Genomic DNA, 18,391 nt, shown 5'->3' on the forward strand with positions numbered 1-18,391 from the left:
CTCCTACGGGAGGAGGCACCCGCGCGCATGATCAGGCTGCGGGAGCCTCGAGTGGACGGGCGGTCGGGGACAGCCCAACGACAGTGGGTGACATCTCACGACCTCCTTCCACGAGGCTTCGGCGCAACGCGCGCTCCCGGAAACCGTACCAGCGCTCCTGTCCGCGTCAAGGCTCGCGCTGGCAGACTGCTGCCGTGGCCACCTCCACCTGGCGACAGCGCCTCGCCGCGAGCATCGACCCGGCGCGCGTCCGCGACCGCGTCGAGAACGTGAACGACGGCATCCTCGCCATCTCCGGCTTCAGCGAGGGACTGTCCGGCGGCGGAGAGATCGCGAACCTCTGGTCGCCGATCGTCCTGATGGCCGCCTTCGCCGGCGCACTGTCGGTCGCCTGTGTCGTGCTCAGCGCCGAACTCGCGAACCGGGACGCCGAGCAACTGGTCGCCGCCGAAGAGCAGCGCCGCTCCGCGCTCGCGCCCGAGGAACAGATCGCCGAACTGGCCGCCCACTACGAGGGACGCGGCGTCTCCCCGGCCACGGCGAGGCAGGTCGCCGAGGAGCTCAACGCGTCCGACAGCCTCGGCGCACAGCTCGACATCGACGGCTTCGACGAGCGGACGACCATCGGCGGCGCCGTCTCCACCGCGGTCCGGGCCGCGCTCGCCTTCCTGCTCGGCGCGTCCGTGCCGATCCTGATCTCGGTCGCCACGCCCGGGGTGTGGCGGGACGAGTACACCGTCGTGGCCGTGGCCGCCGCGCTCGCGGTCACCTCCGTCGTGCTCGCGCGGCTCGGCCACACCCGGATCTGGCAGACGCTGCTGCGCTCGGTGTTCATCGGCCTCGCCGCGCTCGGCTCCAGCTACCTCGTCGGTGCCGCCCTGCTCTGAGCATCCCCGGGGTTGCTCCCGGAGTGCCTACTCCCCGGTCGCGCCGTCGATCGCCTCGCGGATCAGGTCGGCGTGGCCGTTGTGGCGGGCCCACTCCTCGACCAGGTGCAGGTAGAGGGTGCGGACGGACCAGAGCTCGCCGCGACGGCCGAAGGTGTGGTCGAGGTCGAACCGGGCCGCGGTCGCGTCCACCGCCGCCCAGCCGTCGACCAGCTGCCGGTAGTCGGCCTCCGCGCCCACGGGGTCGACCCGCGTCCACTCCTCGTCCTCGTCGTAGAGGCTCGGCACCGGCTCGCCGGCCACCCGGACCCGCCACCAGTGGTGCTCGACCTCCGCCATGTGCCGGACGATCCCCAGCAGGCTGAGGCCCGTGCTCGGGATCGGACGGGACGCGAGCTGCTCCCCGGTCAGCCCCGACACCTTGAACAGCAGGGTCTGGCGGTGCCAGGTGATGAACGCGGCCAGCGCGTCCCGCTCGGGCAGGTCGAGGGGGAACTCGTCGCGGACGACGTCCGGGGCAGTCCAGGTCATGGGGGACATCCTCGCGGACCGCTCCCCGGGCTGTGAAGAAGGTCGCGGATCCCGGCGGGACGCGTGCACCCGGCCCGCCCGGGGTATGGCTGGATGCTGCGGGCAGCCGTGCGGCGTCCGCGCGTCTTTCCCCTGTCGGTGGCCACTCCTAGGCTGCGACAGCAGGGGGGAGTCGGCCCACCGGCGAGGAAAGGACGAGCAATGCAGCGGATCGTTCCCAACATCTGGTTCGACCACACCGCGGCGGAGGCCGCCGAGTTCTACACCTCGGCGTTCCCGGACGCCCGGGTCGTGGAGTCCGTGCACTACCCGACCGAGGGCCTGCCGGACTTCCAGGCGGACATGGCCGGCGAGGTGCTCACGGTCGAGCTCGAGATCGGCGGCTACCGGCTGCTCGGCATCAACGCCGGCGCCGAGTTCCGTCCCAACCCCTCGGTGTCGTTCTTCGTGAACTTCGACCCTTCGCGCGACCCCGACGCGAAGCAGCACCTCGACGAGGTGTGGGCGAAGCTGTCCGAGGGCGGCAACGCCCTGATGCCGCTCCAGACCTACGATTTCAGCCCCCACTACGGCTGGATCGAGGACCGCTACGGGGTCAGCTGGCAGCTGATGCTGACCAACCCGTCGGGCGAGCCGCGTCCGTTCCTGGTCCCGTGCCTGCTGTTCACCACCGACGTGCAGGGCAGGGCCAAGGAGGCGATCGGGTTCTACACCTGGCTCTTCGAAGGAGAGATCGGCACGGTCGCGACCTACCCGGAAGGGGCAGGAGACGTGGCGGGCGAGGTCATGTTCGCCGACTTCGAGCTCGACGGCCAGTGGTTCGCCGCGATGGACTCCGCCGGCCACACCTTCGGCTTCACCCCCGGGGTGTCCCTGATGGTGTCCTGCGACGGCCAGGCCGAACTCGACCGCCTGTGGAACGAGCTGAGCTCGGTCCCCGAGGCCGAACAGTGCGGGTGGTGCACCGACAAGTTCGGGCTGAGCTGGCAGCTCGTGCCCGCCAACATGGCCGAGCTGATGAGCACGCCCGGCGCGTACGACAAGCTGATGGGGATGAAGAAGATCGAGATCTCCGACTTCGGCTGAGCCGGCTCCGTCCCGGGGCGCGGGAATCGTGGCAACGAGCCCGCCGCGGCCCGCCGCCGGCCAGTAGGATCCCCACCGTCCCGGGTTCTGGATCGGCCAGCGGGCACACCCCCCGGGAGAACTCGATGAGGCGCCTGATCCGCCGTTTCCTCCGCACCCTGGCACTGGTGCTCGCCGTGGCGCTGCCGCTGACGAGCGTCACGGCCGGTGCGTCGACCACCGCCGTCGCGGCCTCGGGCTCGCCGGCAAAGGTCACCAAGGTCTCTCCCGCCACCGGACCGCTCATCGGGGGCACGACCGTGACCCTCACCGGCTCGGGCTTCACCAAGCTGACCGCCGTGACCTTCGGCGGCGTCGCGGGTACGCGGCTGAAGGTGCTGTCGTCGAAGCGGCTGACCGTCCGGGTTCCCGCCCACGCCGCGGGCACCGTCCCGGTGGTGGTCAGCGGCCGGTACGGAGACAGCGCGACGACAGCGAAGACAACCTTCCGCTACGTCGCACCGCCCACGGTAACGGCCGTCTCGCCCGCGCAGGGGACGACGAAGGGTGGCACCCGGGTCACGGTCACGGGCACCGACTTCTCGGCGGTCTCGAAGGTGCTCTTCGGCACGAAGAAGGGCACGAAGGTCTCGGTCAAGAGCTCCACCACGCTCACCGTCGTCACCCCGGCCCGATCGGCCCGCGTTGTGGACGTCACCGTCGTCACCCGCTACGGACGCAGCGTCGCCAACGACGCCACGAAGTACACGTTCGGCGCGGTCGTCAGTTCGTTGTCGGCGACCAGTGGCGACCTGGCGGGGAACGACGAGGTGACGATCGGGGGCAGCGGCTTCACCGGCGTCAGGAAGGTCACGTTCGGCGGCGTCGCGGCGACAATCCTGGCCGGCACGGCCACCAGCCTGCAGGTGCGCACCCCCGCCCACGTCGCAGGCAAGGTCACGGTGCGGGTGACCACTCCGAACGGCACCAGCGCGACCACGGGCTCGCCGCGGTTCACCTTCACCGTCGTCGCCCACCAACCGGGCACGGAGGAGGCCGAAGTACTCCGGCTCACCAACGAGGCCAGGGCGACCGCTCGCACCTGCGGGGGGAGCAAGGTCTACCCGGCCGTGTCGCCGCTGGCCTGGGACACCACCCTGGGCGACCTCGCCCTCGCCCAGAGCCGGGACATGGCCGCCCGCGACTACTTCAGCCACAGCACCCCCGAGGGCCAGGACCCGTTCGAGCGGATGGCGCTGGCGGGCTACAGCTTCTGGTCAGCAGGGGAGAACATCGCCGCGGGGCAGGGCACGCCGGCCGAGGTCGTCGGCGCTTGGCTGAACAGTGCCGGCCACTGCGCGAACCTGATGTCCGCCTCGTACACCTCGATCGGTGTCGGCTACGCCACCGGGGGCTCCTACAGGACCTACTGGACGCAGGACTTCGCCACGCCGCGGTAGCGGACGACACCCGTGCGGGATCTGGCGCCCGCCATCGGCCGGACGCGGGCGGCGTCAGCCCCGTGACCTAGCATGACCACCGTGCCGTCTCCCGCCCTCGACCTGCTCCGGACCACGTTCGGGTACGACAGCTTCCGGGGCCAGCAGGAGCGGATCATCAGCCACGTCACCGGTGGCGGGGACGCGCTCGTCCTGATGCCGACCGGCGGCGGCAAATCGCTGTGCTACCAGCTGCCCGCGCTGCTGCGTCCCGGCGTCGGCGTCGTGATCTCGCCGCTGATCGCGCTGATGCACGACCAGGTCACCGCACTGGAGGCCCTCGGCGTCCGGGCGGGGTTCGTGAACTCCAGCATCAGCGCGGCCGAGCGGCAGGCCACCGAGCGGGCGGCGCTGGCCGGCGAACTCGACCTGCTCTACCTCGCGCCCGAGCGGCTGGGCATGGCGTGGACGCAGGAGTTCATCGACCGCCTCCAGGTGTCGGTGTTCGCGATCGACGAGGCCCACTGCGTGTCCCAGTGGGGCCACGACTTCCGTCCCGACTACCTGCGGCTGTCCGTCCTGCACGACCGCTGGCCGGACGTGCCCCGGATCGCGCTCACGGCGACCGCCACCCCGGCCACCCGCCACGAGATCACCGAGCGGCTGGCCCTGCAGCAGGCCGAGGTGTTCGTCTCCAGCTTCGACCGGCCCAACATCCGCTATCGGATCGAGGCCAAGCAGCAGCCGCTGAAGCAGCTGCTCGACCTGATCCGCGACGAGCACGCCGGTGACGCCGGAATCGTCTACTGCCTGTCCCGCAACTCCGTGGAGAAGACCGCGGAGGCGCTGGCCAAGGAGGGAATCCCGGCGCTGCCGTACCACGCCGGCCTGCCCGCGTCCGTCCGCTCGGCCAACCAGAACCGGTTCCTGCGCGAGGACGGCGTCGTGATGGTCGCGACGATCGCCTTCGGCATGGGCATCGACAAGCCCGACGTCCGGTTCGTCGCCCACCTCGACCTGCCCCGCAGCATCGAGGGGTACTACCAGGAGACGGGCCGGGCCGGACGCGACGGACTGCCGGCGACCGCCTGGATGGCCTACGGGCTGGCCGACGTCGTCCAGCAGCGCCAGCTGATCGACTCCTCCGAGGGCGATGACGCCCACAAGCGGCTGCTGGGCAGGCAGCTGGACGCGATGCTCGCCCTGTGCGAGACGCTGCGCTGCCGCCGGCAGGTCGTCCTCGAGCACTTCGGCGAGGCGAGTGAGCCGTGCGGCAACTGCGACACCTGCCTGACCCCGCCGGAGTCGTGGGACGGGACCGTCCCCGCACAGAAGCTGCTCTCGACCATCGTGCGACTCAAACGGGAGCGCAACCAGCAGTTCGGCGCCGGGCACCTGATCGACATCCTGCACGGCCGGCGCACCGACCGGGTCGCGCAGTGGGGCCACGACGAGCTGAGCACGTTCGGCATCGGTGGCGAACTCACCGACGTGCAGTGGCGCGGGGTGGTGCGCCAGCTGCTCGCGAGTGGGCAGCTGGCCGTCTCAGACCGGTTCGGGACGCTCGGGCTGACCGACTCCTCGTGGCCGGTGCTGCGTGGTGAGCAGCCGGTGTGGCTGCGTCAGCAGGTGGCCGTGGCCGGATCGCGCCGGCGGCGCTCGGCGTCCGGCGACGCCCCGCGCACGCGGTCCGCCGCGGCGGCGACCCTGGCCGAGGCGGATCGCGTGCTGTTCGAGGCGCTGCGGTCCTGGCGGGGCGAGGTCGCGCGGGCGGCCGGGCTGCCCGCGTACGTCGTGTTCCCCGACGCCACGCTGGTGGGCATCGCGCAGACGCGTCCGGCCTCGCTCGACGCGCTGGCGGACGTCAGCGGCGTCGGCGCGAAGAAGCTCGAACAGTACGGCGCGGACGTGCTGGAGGTCGTCGCGGCGGCCGCGTCCGGTTAGGTCCCGTGCGGCCTGTGGGCAACCCGGGGGAGTAGTCCTACTTACCTTCCCTCTGTGCAAACTTGCATGCGTGCAAGGTTGCGCTACTGTATTTCTGCGCTGCCGCACACGGCAGCGTTTCGCATGTAGGAGGAGATGTGGCTTCCGCCACCATCGAGCGCACGGCTCCGATAGAGACATCCACTGACGCCAAGCCGGTCATGAGCCACCGTCAGATCATGTTCGTCATGTACGGCCTGATGGCCGGCATGTTCCTGAGCGCCCTGGACCAGACGATCGTGGGCACCGCGATCCGGACCATCGGCGACGACCTGCACGGCCTCGACCAGCAGGCGTGGGTGACCACCGCCTACCTGATCGCCGCGACGGTCACCACCCCGCTGTACGGCAAGCTGTCCGACCTGTTCGGACGCCGCCCGCTGTTCATCCTGAGCATCAGCATCTTCATCGCGGGCTCGTTCCTGTCGAGCTTCGCCAACTCGATGCTCATGCTCGCCGCGTTCCGCGCCTTCCAGGGCCTCGGCGCCGGCGGCCTGATGTCGCTCCCGCTGGCGATCATGGGCGACATGCTCGCCCCGCGCGAGCGGGCCCGCTACCAGGGCTTCTTCCTGGCGACCTTCGGCATCGCCTCCGTGATCGGCCCGCTCGTCGGCGGCCTCTTCGCCGGTACTGACACCATCCTGTGGATCGCCGGCTGGCGCTGGGTGTTCCTGGTGAACGTCCCCGTCGGAATCATCGCGCTGCTGATGGTGATCGCGTTCCTGCACCTCCCGCACACCCCGCACGCCAAGCCCCGGATCGACTGGTGGGGCGCAGGCCTCGTCGTCGCCACTCTCGCCCCGCTCCTGCTGGTGGCCGAGCAGGGCCGCGAGTGGGGCTGGGGATCGCCGGCGTCCATCGCCTGCTACGCCGTCGGTGCCGCCGCCCTGACCGCATTCATCCTCGTGGAGCGCGCGATGGGTCCGAGCGCGATCATCCCGCTGAGCCTGTTCTCCAACACCTCGTTCTCCTTCGCGACCGTCCTCAGCATCCTGGTCGGCTTCGGCATGTTCGGCGCGATGCTGACGCTGCCGCTGTACCTGCAGATCGTGCTCGGGATGAGCCCGACCGCGTCCGGCTTCGCGACGCTGCCGATGATGGCCGGCATCATGCTCGCCTCGATCGGCACCGGCCAGATCGTGGCGCGCACCGGCAAGTACTCGGCCTTCCCGAAGACCGGCACGGCGACCACCGCGCTGGGCTTCCTGATCCTCGCGTTCATGACGCTGGACAAGCCCTACTGGTACCTCGGCATCGCGATGTTCGTGATCGGGCTCGGCCTCGGCCAGCTGATGCAGACGCTCACGATGGCCGTCCAGGCGTCCGCTGCCGCCCAGGACATCGGCGTGGCCACCAGCTCCGCCACGTTCTTCCGCCAGATCGGCGGCACGCTCGGCACGGCGATCATGCTGTCGCTGCTGTTCAGCATCCTGCCGACCAACATCACCAACTCGCTGACCGACAAGAACACCACGTGGGACGCGCTCGACGCCGCCCTGAACCCCGCGGTCGCCAACGATCCGGCGAACGCGGCGATCATGGACAAGATGTGGACGCCGATCACCGACAAGATCAAGGACACCGTCGACGACAACCTGGCCGACGCCACCACCACGGCGAAGAAGGCGATCAAGTCCGCCGTCAAGGCCAAGGTGACCGCGGCGGTCGCCAAGAAGATGGGTGAGGCCAACGGCAAGCTCGGCAACGGCCTGGACAAGCTGGCGACCGGCACCGGCCAGTTCGTGGACGGTGTCGGCAAGATCGGTTCCGGCGCCCAGCAGCTCGCCAGCGGGCTCACCAAGCTGAGTGCGGCGGAGAAGGTCGCGGCGAAGAACGCCAAGAACGCCACGTCCGACTTCAACGCCCTCAGCGCGGCGCTCGCCGCGATGGGCTCCGACCAGAAGGAGTGCGCGGACGACAGCACCAGTTCGGCCTGCGACAAGCTCGCCGACGACTCGTCCGCGGTCAGCGCGGCGATGAAGGACCTGGGCACCAGCGTCTACACGACCAGCGGCTACCTCAACGGCGCCCAGGGCCAGGCCGGCCTCGCGACCGGCCTGTCCCAGGTGGCGTCCGGCGCGCACAAGCTCGCCGACGGTGCGACCACCGCGGCCGACAAGGGCAGCGCGATCCCCGACGGCGCCGCCGCCGCGGCCAACGGCTCCAAGCAGCTGTCGAAGGTCGAGAAGATCATCGACAAGGCGGTGAAGAAGGCTCTCCCGAAGGCGTACAAGAAGGGCCTGCAGCAGGTCGCGTTCGAGCAGAACCTCAGCGTCAAGGACGGCAAGCTCGCCATCGACTGGTCCGACCCGGTGCAGCGGTGGGCGATGGTCGACAAGCTCGTCCCGACGATGATCGACCAGATCAAGACCGGCGACACCGGCGACACCAACGTCAGCACCGACAACAGCACGAGCGACACCTCGTTCCTGACCGGTGCGGATCCGCGCCTGACGAAGCCGTTCATGACGGGCTTCAACGACTCGGTGGTCACCATCTACTGGGTGGGGCTGGGCGTGATGACCCTCGCCTTCGTGGTCGCCCTGTTCTTCAAGGTGCCGCCGCTGCGGACCCGGTCCGCGCTCGAGGAGAAGTCCGAGATGGAGAGCGCGGCGCTGGAAGGGCTGGCGTGATGAGTGAGGCGGTCGTCGAGCGTCCCGGCCTGCGGGAGCGCAAGAAGTCGGCCACGCGGGCGGCGATCCACGAGACCGCCCTCCGCCTGGTCGGCGAGCGTGGCCAGCACGCCGTGACCGTGGAGGAGATCTGCGAGGAGGTCGGGGTCTCGCCGCGGACGTTCTTCAACTACTACCCGAGCAAGCTCGCCGCGGCCTTCGACTTCGTCGTGACCGACATCAGCGAAGAGGAGCGGACCCGGTTCCTGGCAGCACAGGGGAGCCTGATCGGCGACATGTGCGAGCTGGTGGCACGGAACGTGACCCTGCCCACGGACTTCTCGCGGATCAAGGCGCTCTTCCACGGCAACCCGGACCTGTCGATGGACTTCTGGACGCAGGCGATCGGACGGCTCAAGCCGCTGTTCGGGCTGATCCAGCAGCGCGCCGGCGACCCGCACGCCGCCCGGATCGCCTTCGGGATCATGATCTCGTCGGTCACCGCCTCCATGGGCCGCCCCGACAGCGACCGGGACGGCGAGATCCTCGACCGGCTGAAGGTCGAACTGCGCACCATGCGCGACCTCCTCGCGGACGCCGCGCCCGACCTCTGACGTCTGAGCCGCTGCCGCCGCGCGTCCTCGCCCGCACACCGGTGGCGGCTGGCTGTCGTCGAGATCCCGGCTTTCGCCGGGATGACAGGGGGTGGGGTGTCATCCCGGGCTTGACCCGGGATCTCGTCGTTGTTGGCTGTCGCCGGGATCCCGGCTTTCGCCGGGATGACAGGGGGTGGGTGTCATCCCGGGCTTGACCCGGGATCTCGTCATTGTGGTGGTCGCCGGGATCCCGGCTTTCGCCGGGATGACAGCGAGGGTGGTGTCATCCCGGGCTTGACCCGGGATCTCGTCGTGGCGATTCGGCGGATCGGGGGAGGCGTGAGAGACTGGCGGGGAGGGCGCGAGCGTCGTGCCCTGCATCGCTCTTCCGCACCGCGCCGACGGCCCGCCGTCGAGGACGCGAGCGGACTGGGACGTGGTGACCACCTCTTGACGAAAGCAGTTCCTTGCCCTCTTCGAAGCCTGCCCCGACGTCGTTCGCGTCGCTGGGCGTTCCCACCGCGCTGATCGACCCGCTGTTCCAGCGCGGGATCAGCACCCCCTTCCCGATCCAGACCGCCACCCTTCCCGACACGCTCGCCGGGCGTGACGTCCTCGGCCGCGGCCGCACCGGTTCCGGCAAGACGCTCGCATTCTCGTTGCCGCTGGTCGCACGCCTGGCCGGCCTCGTGCGATCCGACACCCGGATCGCGCGGACGAGCCGTCCCGGCGCCCCGCGCGGCCTCGTGCTCGCCCCGACCCGCGAGCTTGCCAACCAGATCCTCGAGACCGTCGAGCCGCTCGCGGCCGCGTCCGGGCTGCGCGTGATGACGATCTTCGGCGGCGTGAACCAGACCGGTCAGGTCCGGCGGCTGCGGCAGGGCACCGACATCGTCGTGGCCACGCCCGGACGGCTCGAGGACCTGATGGGCCAGGGCCACGTCAGCCTCGACGACGTCGTCGTGACCGTGCTGGACGAGGCCGACCACATGGCCGACCTCGGGTTCCTCCCCGGCGTCACCCGGATCCTCGCCGCGACCCCTGCCGGCGGGCAGCGGATGCTGTTCTCCGCCACGCTGGACGCCGGCGTCGACAAGCTGGTGAAGCGCTTCCTCGACCACCCGCTCGTGCACAGCGTGGACGCGGAGTCCTCGCCGGTGGAGGCCATGACCCATCACGTCCTGCTCGTCGGGGACGCCGGCCAGAAGCGGCAGGTGGTCCGCGAGCTCGCGTCCGGCACCGGCCGGCGGCTGCTGTTCACCCGCACCAAGCACCAGGCGCGCAAGCTGGCCCGTGAGCTCACCGCGGACGGGATCCCCGCCGTCGAGCTGCACGGCAACCTCTCCCAGAACGCGCGCGAGCGCGGGCTGTCCGCCTTCGCCGACGGCCAGGTGCGCGTCATGGTCGCCACCGACATCGCCGCCCGCGGCATCCACGTCGACGGCGTCGAGCTCGTCGTCCACGTCGACCCGCCGGCCGAGCACAAGGCCTACCTGCACCGCTCCGGACGGACCGCCCGCGCGGGCCACGCCGGCGACGTGGTCACCCTCGTCCTGCCCGAGCAACGCAAGGACTTCCACGCCCTCGCCCGCGCGGCGAAGATCACCGTGACCCCCACTCCGGCGCGCGCCGGTGACCCGCTGGTGCGCGAGCTCGCCGGGCCCGCCGCGGCGGCCGTCGCTCCCGACCAGGCACCGGCAGCTGCCGCCCGTCGCGGCGAAGTGCAGGCTCCCGGCAAGGCCGCGGTGGCCCGGAAGGCCTCGGGCCCCCGCACCCAGGATGCGCCGCGTGGCGCAGGGTCGAGCCGGACGCGACGCTCTTCGAACGCGCGGTCCGGCCGTCCGCAGGCGTCGGCGCAGAACGCCCGGTCGGGGCGTCCGCAGACGTCGTCCGCACAGAGCGCCGCCGACTTCTCCGCGCGGCAGGGACGCCGCCAGGGCGCCCGACGTCCGAGCACCCGCCGCGCCGCGTAGACCTTCGGGTCGCCTCGCCGTCCCCGACGGAGCACGATAGGGCGCGTGCCAGCGAGCAACGCGTCCGACGACCCGACCCGCGCGGGGGCGGCCACGTCTCTGGCCGAGCTCGATGCGCTGGTGGTCGACTGCCGCGCGTGCCCGCGGCTGGTGGCCTGGCGGGAGGAGGTCGCGGCGGAGAAGCGGGCCTCGTTCCGCGATCAGGAGTACTGGGGCAGGCCCGTGCCCGGCTTCGGTGATCCGCGCGCGTCGATCGCGATCGTCGGACTGGCCCCGGCCGCGCATGGCGCCAACCGCACCGGCCGTATGTTCACCGGCGATCGCTCGGGCGACTTCCTGTACGCGGGCCTGCACCGGGTCGGGCTGGCGAACCAGCCGACCTCGGTCGCACTCGACGACGGGCTGGCGCTCACCGGCGTCCGGATCACCGCGCCCGTCCGCTGCGCGCCGCCGGCGAACAAGCCCACGCCGCAGGAGCGTCGTACGTGCGCGCCCTGGCTGGCCAGGGAACTGGAGCTGCTGGCTCCGACGCTTCGGGTCCTGGTCGCGCTCGGCGGCTTCGGGTGGCACGCGCTGCTGGCCACGCTCGCCGACCTGGGCTGGACGGTCCCCCGTCCCTCACCCGCTTTCGGTCACGGCGCCGAGACCGTCCTCACCACTCCCGAGGGACGCGACGTCACTTTGCTCGGCTGCTTCCACGTCTCCCAGCAGAACACGTTCACCGGCAAGCTCACCCCGCCGATGCTGGACGCCGTCCTCGATCGGGCGGTGCAACTGTCCGGGCGTTGAACCGCGCGGTGGCGCGGAGCGCGGTGTGAAGTTCGGGAAGAGCAGCCCGGTCCTCCTGAGGAATGGTCTTCACTCACCGCTGCCGCTCTTCCCGCGGAGAGCCTTCCACACGCCGCGTCGAGCGGTCCCACTACGCTCTCAACAGTTATTGAAACGTTACGCGTTCAATGAACGGCGGCCGCGGCGGCCCTTCGTGACGCGGCCGGGTTCGTTCCTCACCCGTCCGCTCCTCAGGGACCGTTTGTTCCATGCCGTCGAACGCTCCCTGAGGAGCGTTAGCGAGGAACGAGCGAACGCGTCACGAAGGGCGTCCGCCTGAAGGAGATCGCGCGCGCTGGCCCTCAGGCGGCGGTCGGCCAGTCCATCTCGTGGCGGCGCAGGGCGTTCTCGAAGATCGTCAGGCCCTCCATGCCGGGGAGCTTGGCGATGTTGGCGTCGATGCGGCGGATCTCCGCCAGGCCGTCCTCGCCGTTGAACAGGTGCTTCATCACGTGGTCGAGGTCGGCCTCCTCCGAGATCGAGGAGCCGACCGGACGCCACGCCTTCGCCAGCACGAGGCGCGTCATCGTCCGGGCCATCTTCGACTTCTCCAGCCGCTTGCGGGCCTGCGTCGCGTAGAACGCGGTGTGCCGGGTCTCCTGCTGCCCGATCCGCTTGAGCAGCGGCGACAGCGCGGGGTGCTGCTCCAGCGTCGCCAGCCGGCGGTACGCGGCGGTCGCGCTCCACTCGTTTGCCGCACCCCAGCTCATGTGGACGGCGACGAAGTCGTCACCCACGATGTTGCCGAGGATCGACTGCTTGAGCGGTGCGAGCTTGTCCCGCCACTCCAGCTTCACGCGGGCGGCCTTCAGCTCGTCGTAGTCCACCGTGATCCCGTGCCGGCCCAGCACCGCGGCCAGCGCCTCGCCGTGCCAGTACTCCTCGCGGTTCCACATGGTCATGAACGCGCTCACGTCCCGCTCCTTGTGGGACGGGGTCACCAGCAGGTCGCGCAGGTAGCAGACCGTGTGGTACTCGACGTTGCACATGTAGCGGACGGTGCGCAGCGTGTCCTCGCCGAGCGGGTCGGTGTCGAACGCGCCGAAGTCGAGGTCCTCCCAGGTCACGCCCTCGGACGTCTCGGCGTACTGGTCGATGTCGAACGCCATCATGCGCCTCCCGGTTCCTCATCAGTGCTTTCCGCGTCGGAAGCGCCCGTCCGCTTCCACTCCACGACCTCCCAGTGCTTGCCGCGGGCGAACACGTAGAGGCGCTGGTCGGGGTTCACCGCGACCGGGTTGCCGACCAGCCGCAGCCAGGACGTGTCCGCCTGGCTGTCGCCGTACCCGTAGGACTTCGACAGGTCGAAGCCGTGGCTCTCCGCGTACTGCCGCAGCCAGGCCGCTCGCGCCTCGCCCACGATCGGCGGGGCCGCGAGGTAACCGGTCAGGACGCCGTCGCGCTCGTGCAGGCCGCTCGCCACGACCTCGTCGAAGTACGGCGCGGCCACGCCGGCCAGCAGGTCGACGCCGCCGGTGACCAGGACGGTGTGGTGACCGGCCGCGCGGTGCTCGGCGACCCGCGCCAGGGCGTCCGCCAGCAGGTGCGCGTGCAGCTTGCGTCCGGCGCTGCCCGCGACGTACCGCTCGATGTCGGCCACCTTCATGCCCTTGTGCAGACGCAGGAAGCTGCGGATGAACTCGCTGCGGTCGCGCCGTTCGGCGGCCAGGTAGCGGGGGAGCAGGGCCAGGATCTTCGTCACCTCGCGCGGCACGGACGTCATGTCCCGCTCGGCGTCGCGCAGCCACAGGTACTGCTGCACGAGGTTCGCGTGCAGCACCGTCCCCTCCAGGTCGAACACGGCGAGCACGCCCGGCCCCGGAACCAGCGGCTTCTGCGTCCGCCCGCTGCGTCCCGCCCGCCCGGCCAGCGCGCGGGGCAGGGACGTGATCGCCGGCAGGTGGATGTCCTGCAGGTAATGGCTCCAGTCGATCGCGGTCACGTCGAAGCCGGCGTCGTCGTCGGGGCCGGAGGAGACCTTGTGGTCGAGCGCGCGGGTGGACGCGTCGTCGAACAGCACCTCCGACTGGACGTAGGCCTGGTAGAGCCCGGAGAACTTGCGCAACAGTTGCAGCTTCGAGCGCGCCGAGTGCAGCGAGTCGGCCCAGTCGCGCGACCCCGAGGTCGCCGGCAGCCTCGAGATCACCGCGTCGGTGAGCTTCGTGCCCAGTTCCTTGCGCTTCAGGCCGGCCTCGAAGCGGATCCCGCCCGGGAACTGCCACGTCGGGATCGCCGTCCGGCCCCTCGGCGCCGGGGATCGGGTGCGCGGTGAAGTAGGAGCGGATGTTCTCCACCATGTGGTGCAGCGGCAGCGGGTTGGACGTGCCGGAGACCATGTGGAAGTAGCGGGCCCGCTCGCGGGGTGCCGGCGTGGCCGCGGCGGCCAGGACGGCGTTCACGACGAAATCGACCGGGACGATGTCGAGCACGCTGTCGGGCAGGCCCGGGAACTCGGGCAGGTTGCCGCGCCCATAGGCGACGATCAGCGGGTCGGCCACCTTGAAGCCGTCGATCCAGCCGGGGAACGGGTGCCGGAACGCGCTCTCGATGATCGAGGGACGCACGATCGAGAGCCGGTGCCCGCCGCCGAGCCACAGCTCCTCGGCCAGCCGTTCGGCCAGCGCCTTGGTGAGCGTGTAGACGTCCGTCCAGCCCAGGCTCTGGGCGCGGGTGAGGCCGTGGGAGACCAGCTCGTCGTTCACCCACGTGCAGCGGGCCGCCTCGGTGGCCTCCGCGACCGCGCGCGGGCCGACCTTGCCGACCTCCTGGTTCGCCTGCCGGAGGAAGCGGCGCAGCATCTCCGGGGTGCGGGAGAGTTCGTCGGTGCGGACGCGGGCCGAGCGGGCGGCGGCCTCCTCGGCCCGCCAGTCCGCCTGGTGCTCGACAGGGCCCTCGGTGACCAGGCCCTTGCGGGCGGCGTTCACGTAGGCGGTCGACACGTGCACGACGTGCGGGTCGGCGCCCGCGTCCAGCAGGCCCTGGTAGAGCTTCGACACCCCGGTGACGTTCGTGGCGAAGGCCGCGTCGATCGGGTCGTCGAAGTTCACGCTGGACGCGCTGTGCAGGACGATGTCGAGCCGTTCGGGCTCGGGGCCGAGCGTCCCCAGGCCGCCCTCGACGACCACCACCCGCTCGGCGAACTGGCGGCGGGCCTCGTCCTCGCCGACCGCTTCGAGCCAGCGGGAGAAGGCGGGCTTGCGGAGGAGGTTCTCGACGCGGTGCTGTGCGCCGAGCGACCCCTTGGGCCGGGCCAGGACGAGGATCGTCGTGCCGGGGTGGCTGCTGAGCAGGCGTTCCAGGATGGCCTGCCCGACGAACCCGGTGCCTCCGGTGAGCAGGATCCTGGCGTTGCCGAGGTCGACGCTCACCGGGCCGCCGCCTTCGCCGTCCGGGCGGCGGCGCTCCGGACGAGGTCGAGTCCCTCCAGGCCCGGCAGGGCGTCCACCTTCGCGTCGATGAGGGCCAGGTCGGACGCGGGCACGACCTCGCCGAGGAGGCGGGCGACCAGCGCCGGCGGTTCGTCGGCGGAGCCGAGCGGCCAGGCCAGCTTCGGCAGGCGGCGCCGGGCGAGCGTGCCTGCGCTCGGGGACGCGGCCAGCCGGTCGCGGGCGTCGGCCTCGAAGTAGGTGATGTGGCGGCTCTTCACGTCCTGCAGGATCTCCAGCGTCCGGGTGAAGGCCGGGGACGGGGACGCCGCGGCCAGGTGGGTGTAGGCGGCGTGCAGGATCCACTCGTCGATGGCGCCGGCGCTGGTGTGGACCGCGATCACGTCGTCCCCGATCAGGTTGGCGACCACGGACTCGGTGATCGGTTCGATGCGCTCGGCCACGGCGTTGCGGAGCCTCGTGAGGCGGCCGACGCCCGGGGTGACGGGCGGCGTGTGGTCGGGATGGGCGAGCACGACCTGCTCCAGGGCGTCGGCCATCCAGTACTTCTCGTACGCCCAGGTGACGAGGAACGCGGTGACGCGCGCGTCCTTGTGGGTGGGGGTGACGAGCACGCTGCGGAGGTAGCTCAGGGCGCCACGCTCGAGGCGGGTGAGCAGGTCGACGACGGCCAGGGTGGCGCTGTCGAGGGGCTGGTCTGCGTAGGAGTCGAGGTCGAGTGAGGTCGCGGTGGCTGCCGCGCGCGGTGCGGGCGAACTCCTTGATGTCGAAGTCCGCGGCGGGGACGCGCGCGGACTCCGAAGCAGCGATGATCCGCTCCGTCTCCGAAGAGACGTCCTGCCGGGTCATTGCCGCCTCCTCAGGACTCGTGGCCGGGTGACTGGCACCGTACCAGCCGACCCCCGGAAGGCCGTCGGCGTCCGACGAGGGCAGCAAGATTACGTAGCCGCTTCTGGTGACCGGCTTGGGGGCTCGGCAAGGTGGACGGTTGTGCAGCGACAAACCGTCCACCTTGTGTCGCGGACGGGACGGCGAGGCCCCGGGTCAAGCCCGGGGTGACAGTGGCGGCAGCAGCGTCCCCCGGCCTCCGCGCCCACCACAAGGTGGACGCTTCTGCGGCGAACTCACGACTTTCCGTCCAGGTTGTGGTGGACGGGGACGCTGCCGACAACAAGGTGGACGGTTGTGCGGTGTAGTCGCGTTCCGTCCACGTTGTGGGGACGGGCTGGCTCAGTCCTCGCTCCGGGGGGCGGCGAAGATGTTGTTGCCGACGGCGAAGACGTTGCTCGGGTCGACGGCGGCCTTCAGCGCCTTCACCGCGGCCACGTTCTCCTCGGACGCGACGCGACCGACCACCGAGCGACGCAGCTTGCCGACGCCGTGGTGGTGGGAGATCGAGCCGCCCGCGTCCATGATGGCCGTGCGGATGTTGCGCTCCATCTCGGCGAACTTCTCGTCCCCGTCCTCGATGCCGCGGTGGTACAGCCCGTGGGTGAAGTACAGGCAGACCCCGCTGTGGTACATCTGCGTGAGCCGTGGGGACGTGAACGGCCGGCCGGGGAAACCGAGCCGGGTGTGCTCGGAGTTGGCGACGCGGTCGACGGCCTCGCAGACGTCGTGAATGCGGTTCCAGGGCACGGTGGTCTCGTAGGTCTCGCCGATGATGTAGTAGTCGGCCAGGAAGTCGCGCAGGTAGGCGATCGCGTAGGTGAGCATGTAGCCGCGTTCGCCGTTGCCCGAGCCGCCCTGGATGCCGCCGAACTGCTTCGCGGTCTGGGCGACGACCTTCTCCTGCACGGCGACCTCGGCGTCCGAGCCCTCGTAGACGATCGTCGCCGCGACCATCGTGTGGTGGTCGAAGCCCTTGATCCGGGTCACGAAGACCTGCTCGACCTTGCTCATCACGACCTTGGTCCCGCTGGGGGCGGCCTTCAGCGACTGGCCGAGGCGGAACTGGAGGTTGTCGACGAGCCTGATGCTGGCCGGCTTCACCCCGGTGCGGTTGAGAGCCTCCATGAACGAGACACCGGTGGCCCAGTCGGCGAAGATCACCGACCCGTACTTCTTGGCCTCGGGCAGCGCGTGGACGTGGATCACGGCCTTCGTGATCAGGCCGAGGTTGCCCTCGCTGCCGAACAGCGCCTTCTGGAGCTGGATGCCGGGGGACTGGCGCGGCGTGGCGTACTGCTGCTCGATCGTGCCGGCCGGCGTGATCAGGGTGAAGTTCTCGACCAGGTCCTCGATGTTGCCGTAGCGGTTCTTCTTCATGCCGGACGCGTTGGTCGCGATCCAGCCCCCGAGCGTGGACAGCTCGGAGCTGTCCGGCTCGTGGCCGCAGGTGAGGCCCTCCTTCGCGAGCTGCTCCTCGAGCTGCGCGCCGGTGACACCGGCCTGCACCGTGGCGGTCAGGTTGGCGCGGTCGATCGAGAGGATCCGGTTCATCCGGCGGGTGTCGACGGACACCACCATGCGGGACTCCGCGTCCGGCACCAGCAGGGCGCTGCTCACGTTGGTGCCGCCGCCGAACGGGATCAGCACGACGTCGTGCTCCACGGCGAGGGACACCAGCGCCTGGCAGTCCTCGTCCGACTCGGGCCACACGACGAGGTCGACGCACCGGTCGAGGTCGTTGTACAGGACGCGGGACACCTCTTCGGTGGTGGTCTGGCCGTGGCTGTGCAGGAGTCGCTCGCGGTCCTCGTCGCTGGTCTGGTCGGGACGCAGCGCGCCGGCCAGCGCACTGAGGAAGGCCTCGTTGCGGGCGGCGGGCGTGACCTTGTGGTCGGTCGTGAGCGGGCGCGGCGAGGAGAAGTCGATGGTGACGTCGAGCTCGTTGTTGATGAACGGGATGAGGTACGGCATCCGGTAGCCGCACAGGTTGTAGCGGCTGCCGGTCATCTCGACGGAGTTATCGCCGAACACGACCAGCTTCGTGTCGTGGAAGCCCCAGCGGTGGTCCCACAGCGTGGGGTCGAGCGCCGAAGTGTCGCGGTTCAGCGATTTGTCAGCCATCTGTGCAGGTCCTTGGGTCGTCGGAACAGCTCGTTTCGGTGATCATTCCACCGGCACCGGGGCGGGCCCCCGCAGCGTA

Annotated in this window: 13 protein-coding genes and 1 pseudogene; 8 read left to right on the forward strand and 6 right to left on the reverse strand. The window is 70.6% G+C overall.

The features are described from left to right. Window positions 1–194 precede the first annotated feature (194 nt). Window positions 195–887 (forward strand): VIT1/CCC1 transporter family protein, encoded by a 693-nt coding sequence (locus QM779_RS00620; RefSeq protein ID WP_428530197.1) that lies wholly within the window; start codon window positions 195–197, stop codon window positions 885–887. 27 nt (window positions 888–914) lie between these two features. Here the strand turns inward: QM779_RS00620 and QM779_RS00625 are convergent, their stop codons facing one another. Further along, entirely contained in the window at window positions 915–1,418 is a 504-nt protein-coding gene (locus QM779_RS00625; protein WP_428530199.1) for a DinB family protein, read from the reverse strand. Between the two features lie 201 nt (window positions 1,419–1,619). Between QM779_RS00625 and QM779_RS00630 the strand changes: the two genes are divergently transcribed. The 7 genes from QM779_RS00630 to QM779_RS00660 all read left to right on the forward strand — a co-directional run bounded on the left by QM779_RS00630 (window position 1,620) and on the right by QM779_RS00660 (window position 11,875). Further along, window positions 1,620–2,504: a VOC family protein gene (locus QM779_RS00630; RefSeq protein WP_428530201.1), complete on the forward strand. Its 885-nt coding sequence runs from the start codon at window positions 1,620–1,622 to the stop codon at window positions 2,502–2,504. Between the two features lie 125 nt (window positions 2,505–2,629). Then, window positions 2,630–3,943 (forward strand): IPT/TIG domain-containing protein, encoded by a 1,314-nt coding sequence (locus QM779_RS00635; protein WP_428530203.1) that lies wholly within the window; start codon window positions 2,630–2,632, stop codon window positions 3,941–3,943. Window positions 3,944–4,024: 81 nt separating this feature from the next. Beyond that, window positions 4,025–5,866, forward strand: a complete 1,842-nt coding sequence (gene recQ, locus QM779_RS00640; RefSeq protein ID WP_428530205.1) for a DNA helicase RecQ — start codon at window positions 4,025–4,027, stop codon at window positions 5,864–5,866. Between the two features lie 218 nt (window positions 5,867–6,084). Next, complete coding sequence (locus tag QM779_RS00645; RefSeq protein ID WP_428530207.1) at window positions 6,085–8,538, forward strand: MDR family MFS transporter; 2,454 nt, start codon at window positions 6,085–6,087, stop codon at window positions 8,536–8,538. Further along, window positions 8,538–9,131: a TetR/AcrR family transcriptional regulator gene (locus tag QM779_RS00650; protein WP_428530209.1), complete on the forward strand. Its 594-nt coding sequence runs from the start codon at window positions 8,538–8,540 to the stop codon at window positions 9,129–9,131. Before QM779_RS00645 ends, QM779_RS00650 begins: the two co-directional genes overlap by 1 nt. A gap of 449 nt (window positions 9,132–9,580) precedes the next feature. After that, window positions 9,581–11,086 carry a DEAD/DEAH box helicase gene (locus tag QM779_RS00655; protein ID WP_428530211.1) on the forward strand — a complete coding sequence of 502 codons (1,506 nt, stop codon included), beginning with the start codon at window positions 9,581–9,583 and terminating at the stop codon, window positions 11,084–11,086. A gap of 45 nt (window positions 11,087–11,131) precedes the next feature. Then, a complete protein-coding gene (locus QM779_RS00660; RefSeq protein ID WP_428530213.1) occupies window positions 11,132–11,875 on the forward strand; it encodes a uracil-DNA glycosylase in 744 nt (247 codons plus the stop codon). Window positions 11,876–12,216: 341 nt separating this feature from the next. Here the strand turns inward: QM779_RS00660 and QM779_RS00665 are convergent, their stop codons facing one another. The 5 genes and pseudogenes from QM779_RS00665 to QM779_RS00685 form a co-directional block, all read right to left on the reverse strand. Continuing rightward, on the reverse strand, window positions 12,217–13,026 hold the full coding sequence (locus QM779_RS00665; protein WP_428530215.1) for a ferritin-like domain-containing protein: 810 nt from the start codon (window positions 13,024–13,026) through the stop codon (window positions 12,217–12,219). Next, window positions 13,023–14,060, reverse strand: coding sequence for an HAD-IB family hydrolase (locus QM779_RS00670; RefSeq protein ID WP_428530217.1), 1,038 nt, complete (start codon window positions 14,058–14,060; stop codon window positions 13,023–13,025). The genes QM779_RS00665 and QM779_RS00670 overlap by 4 nt, the downstream gene beginning before the upstream one ends. A gap of 301 nt (window positions 14,061–14,361) precedes the next feature. After that, a pseudogene (locus QM779_RS00675) lies at window positions 14,362–15,282 on the reverse strand (SDR family oxidoreductase); the annotation flags it as partial. Continuing rightward, a complete protein-coding gene (locus QM779_RS00680; RefSeq protein ID WP_428530219.1) occupies window positions 15,279–15,914 on the reverse strand; it encodes a hypothetical protein in 636 nt (211 codons plus the stop codon). The gene QM779_RS00680 and the pseudogene QM779_RS00675, both read right to left, overlap by 4 nt. Window positions 15,915–16,530: 616 nt before the next feature. Further along, window positions 16,531–18,312: an FAD-binding oxidoreductase gene (locus QM779_RS00685; protein WP_428530221.1), complete on the reverse strand. Its 1,782-nt coding sequence runs from the start codon at window positions 18,310–18,312 to the stop codon at window positions 16,531–16,533. Between the last annotated feature and the right edge of the window lie 79 nt (window positions 18,313–18,391).

Source organism: Propionicimonas sp., from assembly GCF_049840635.1.
GTDB lineage: Bacteria > Actinomycetota > Actinomycetes > Propionibacteriales > Propionibacteriaceae > Propionicimonas.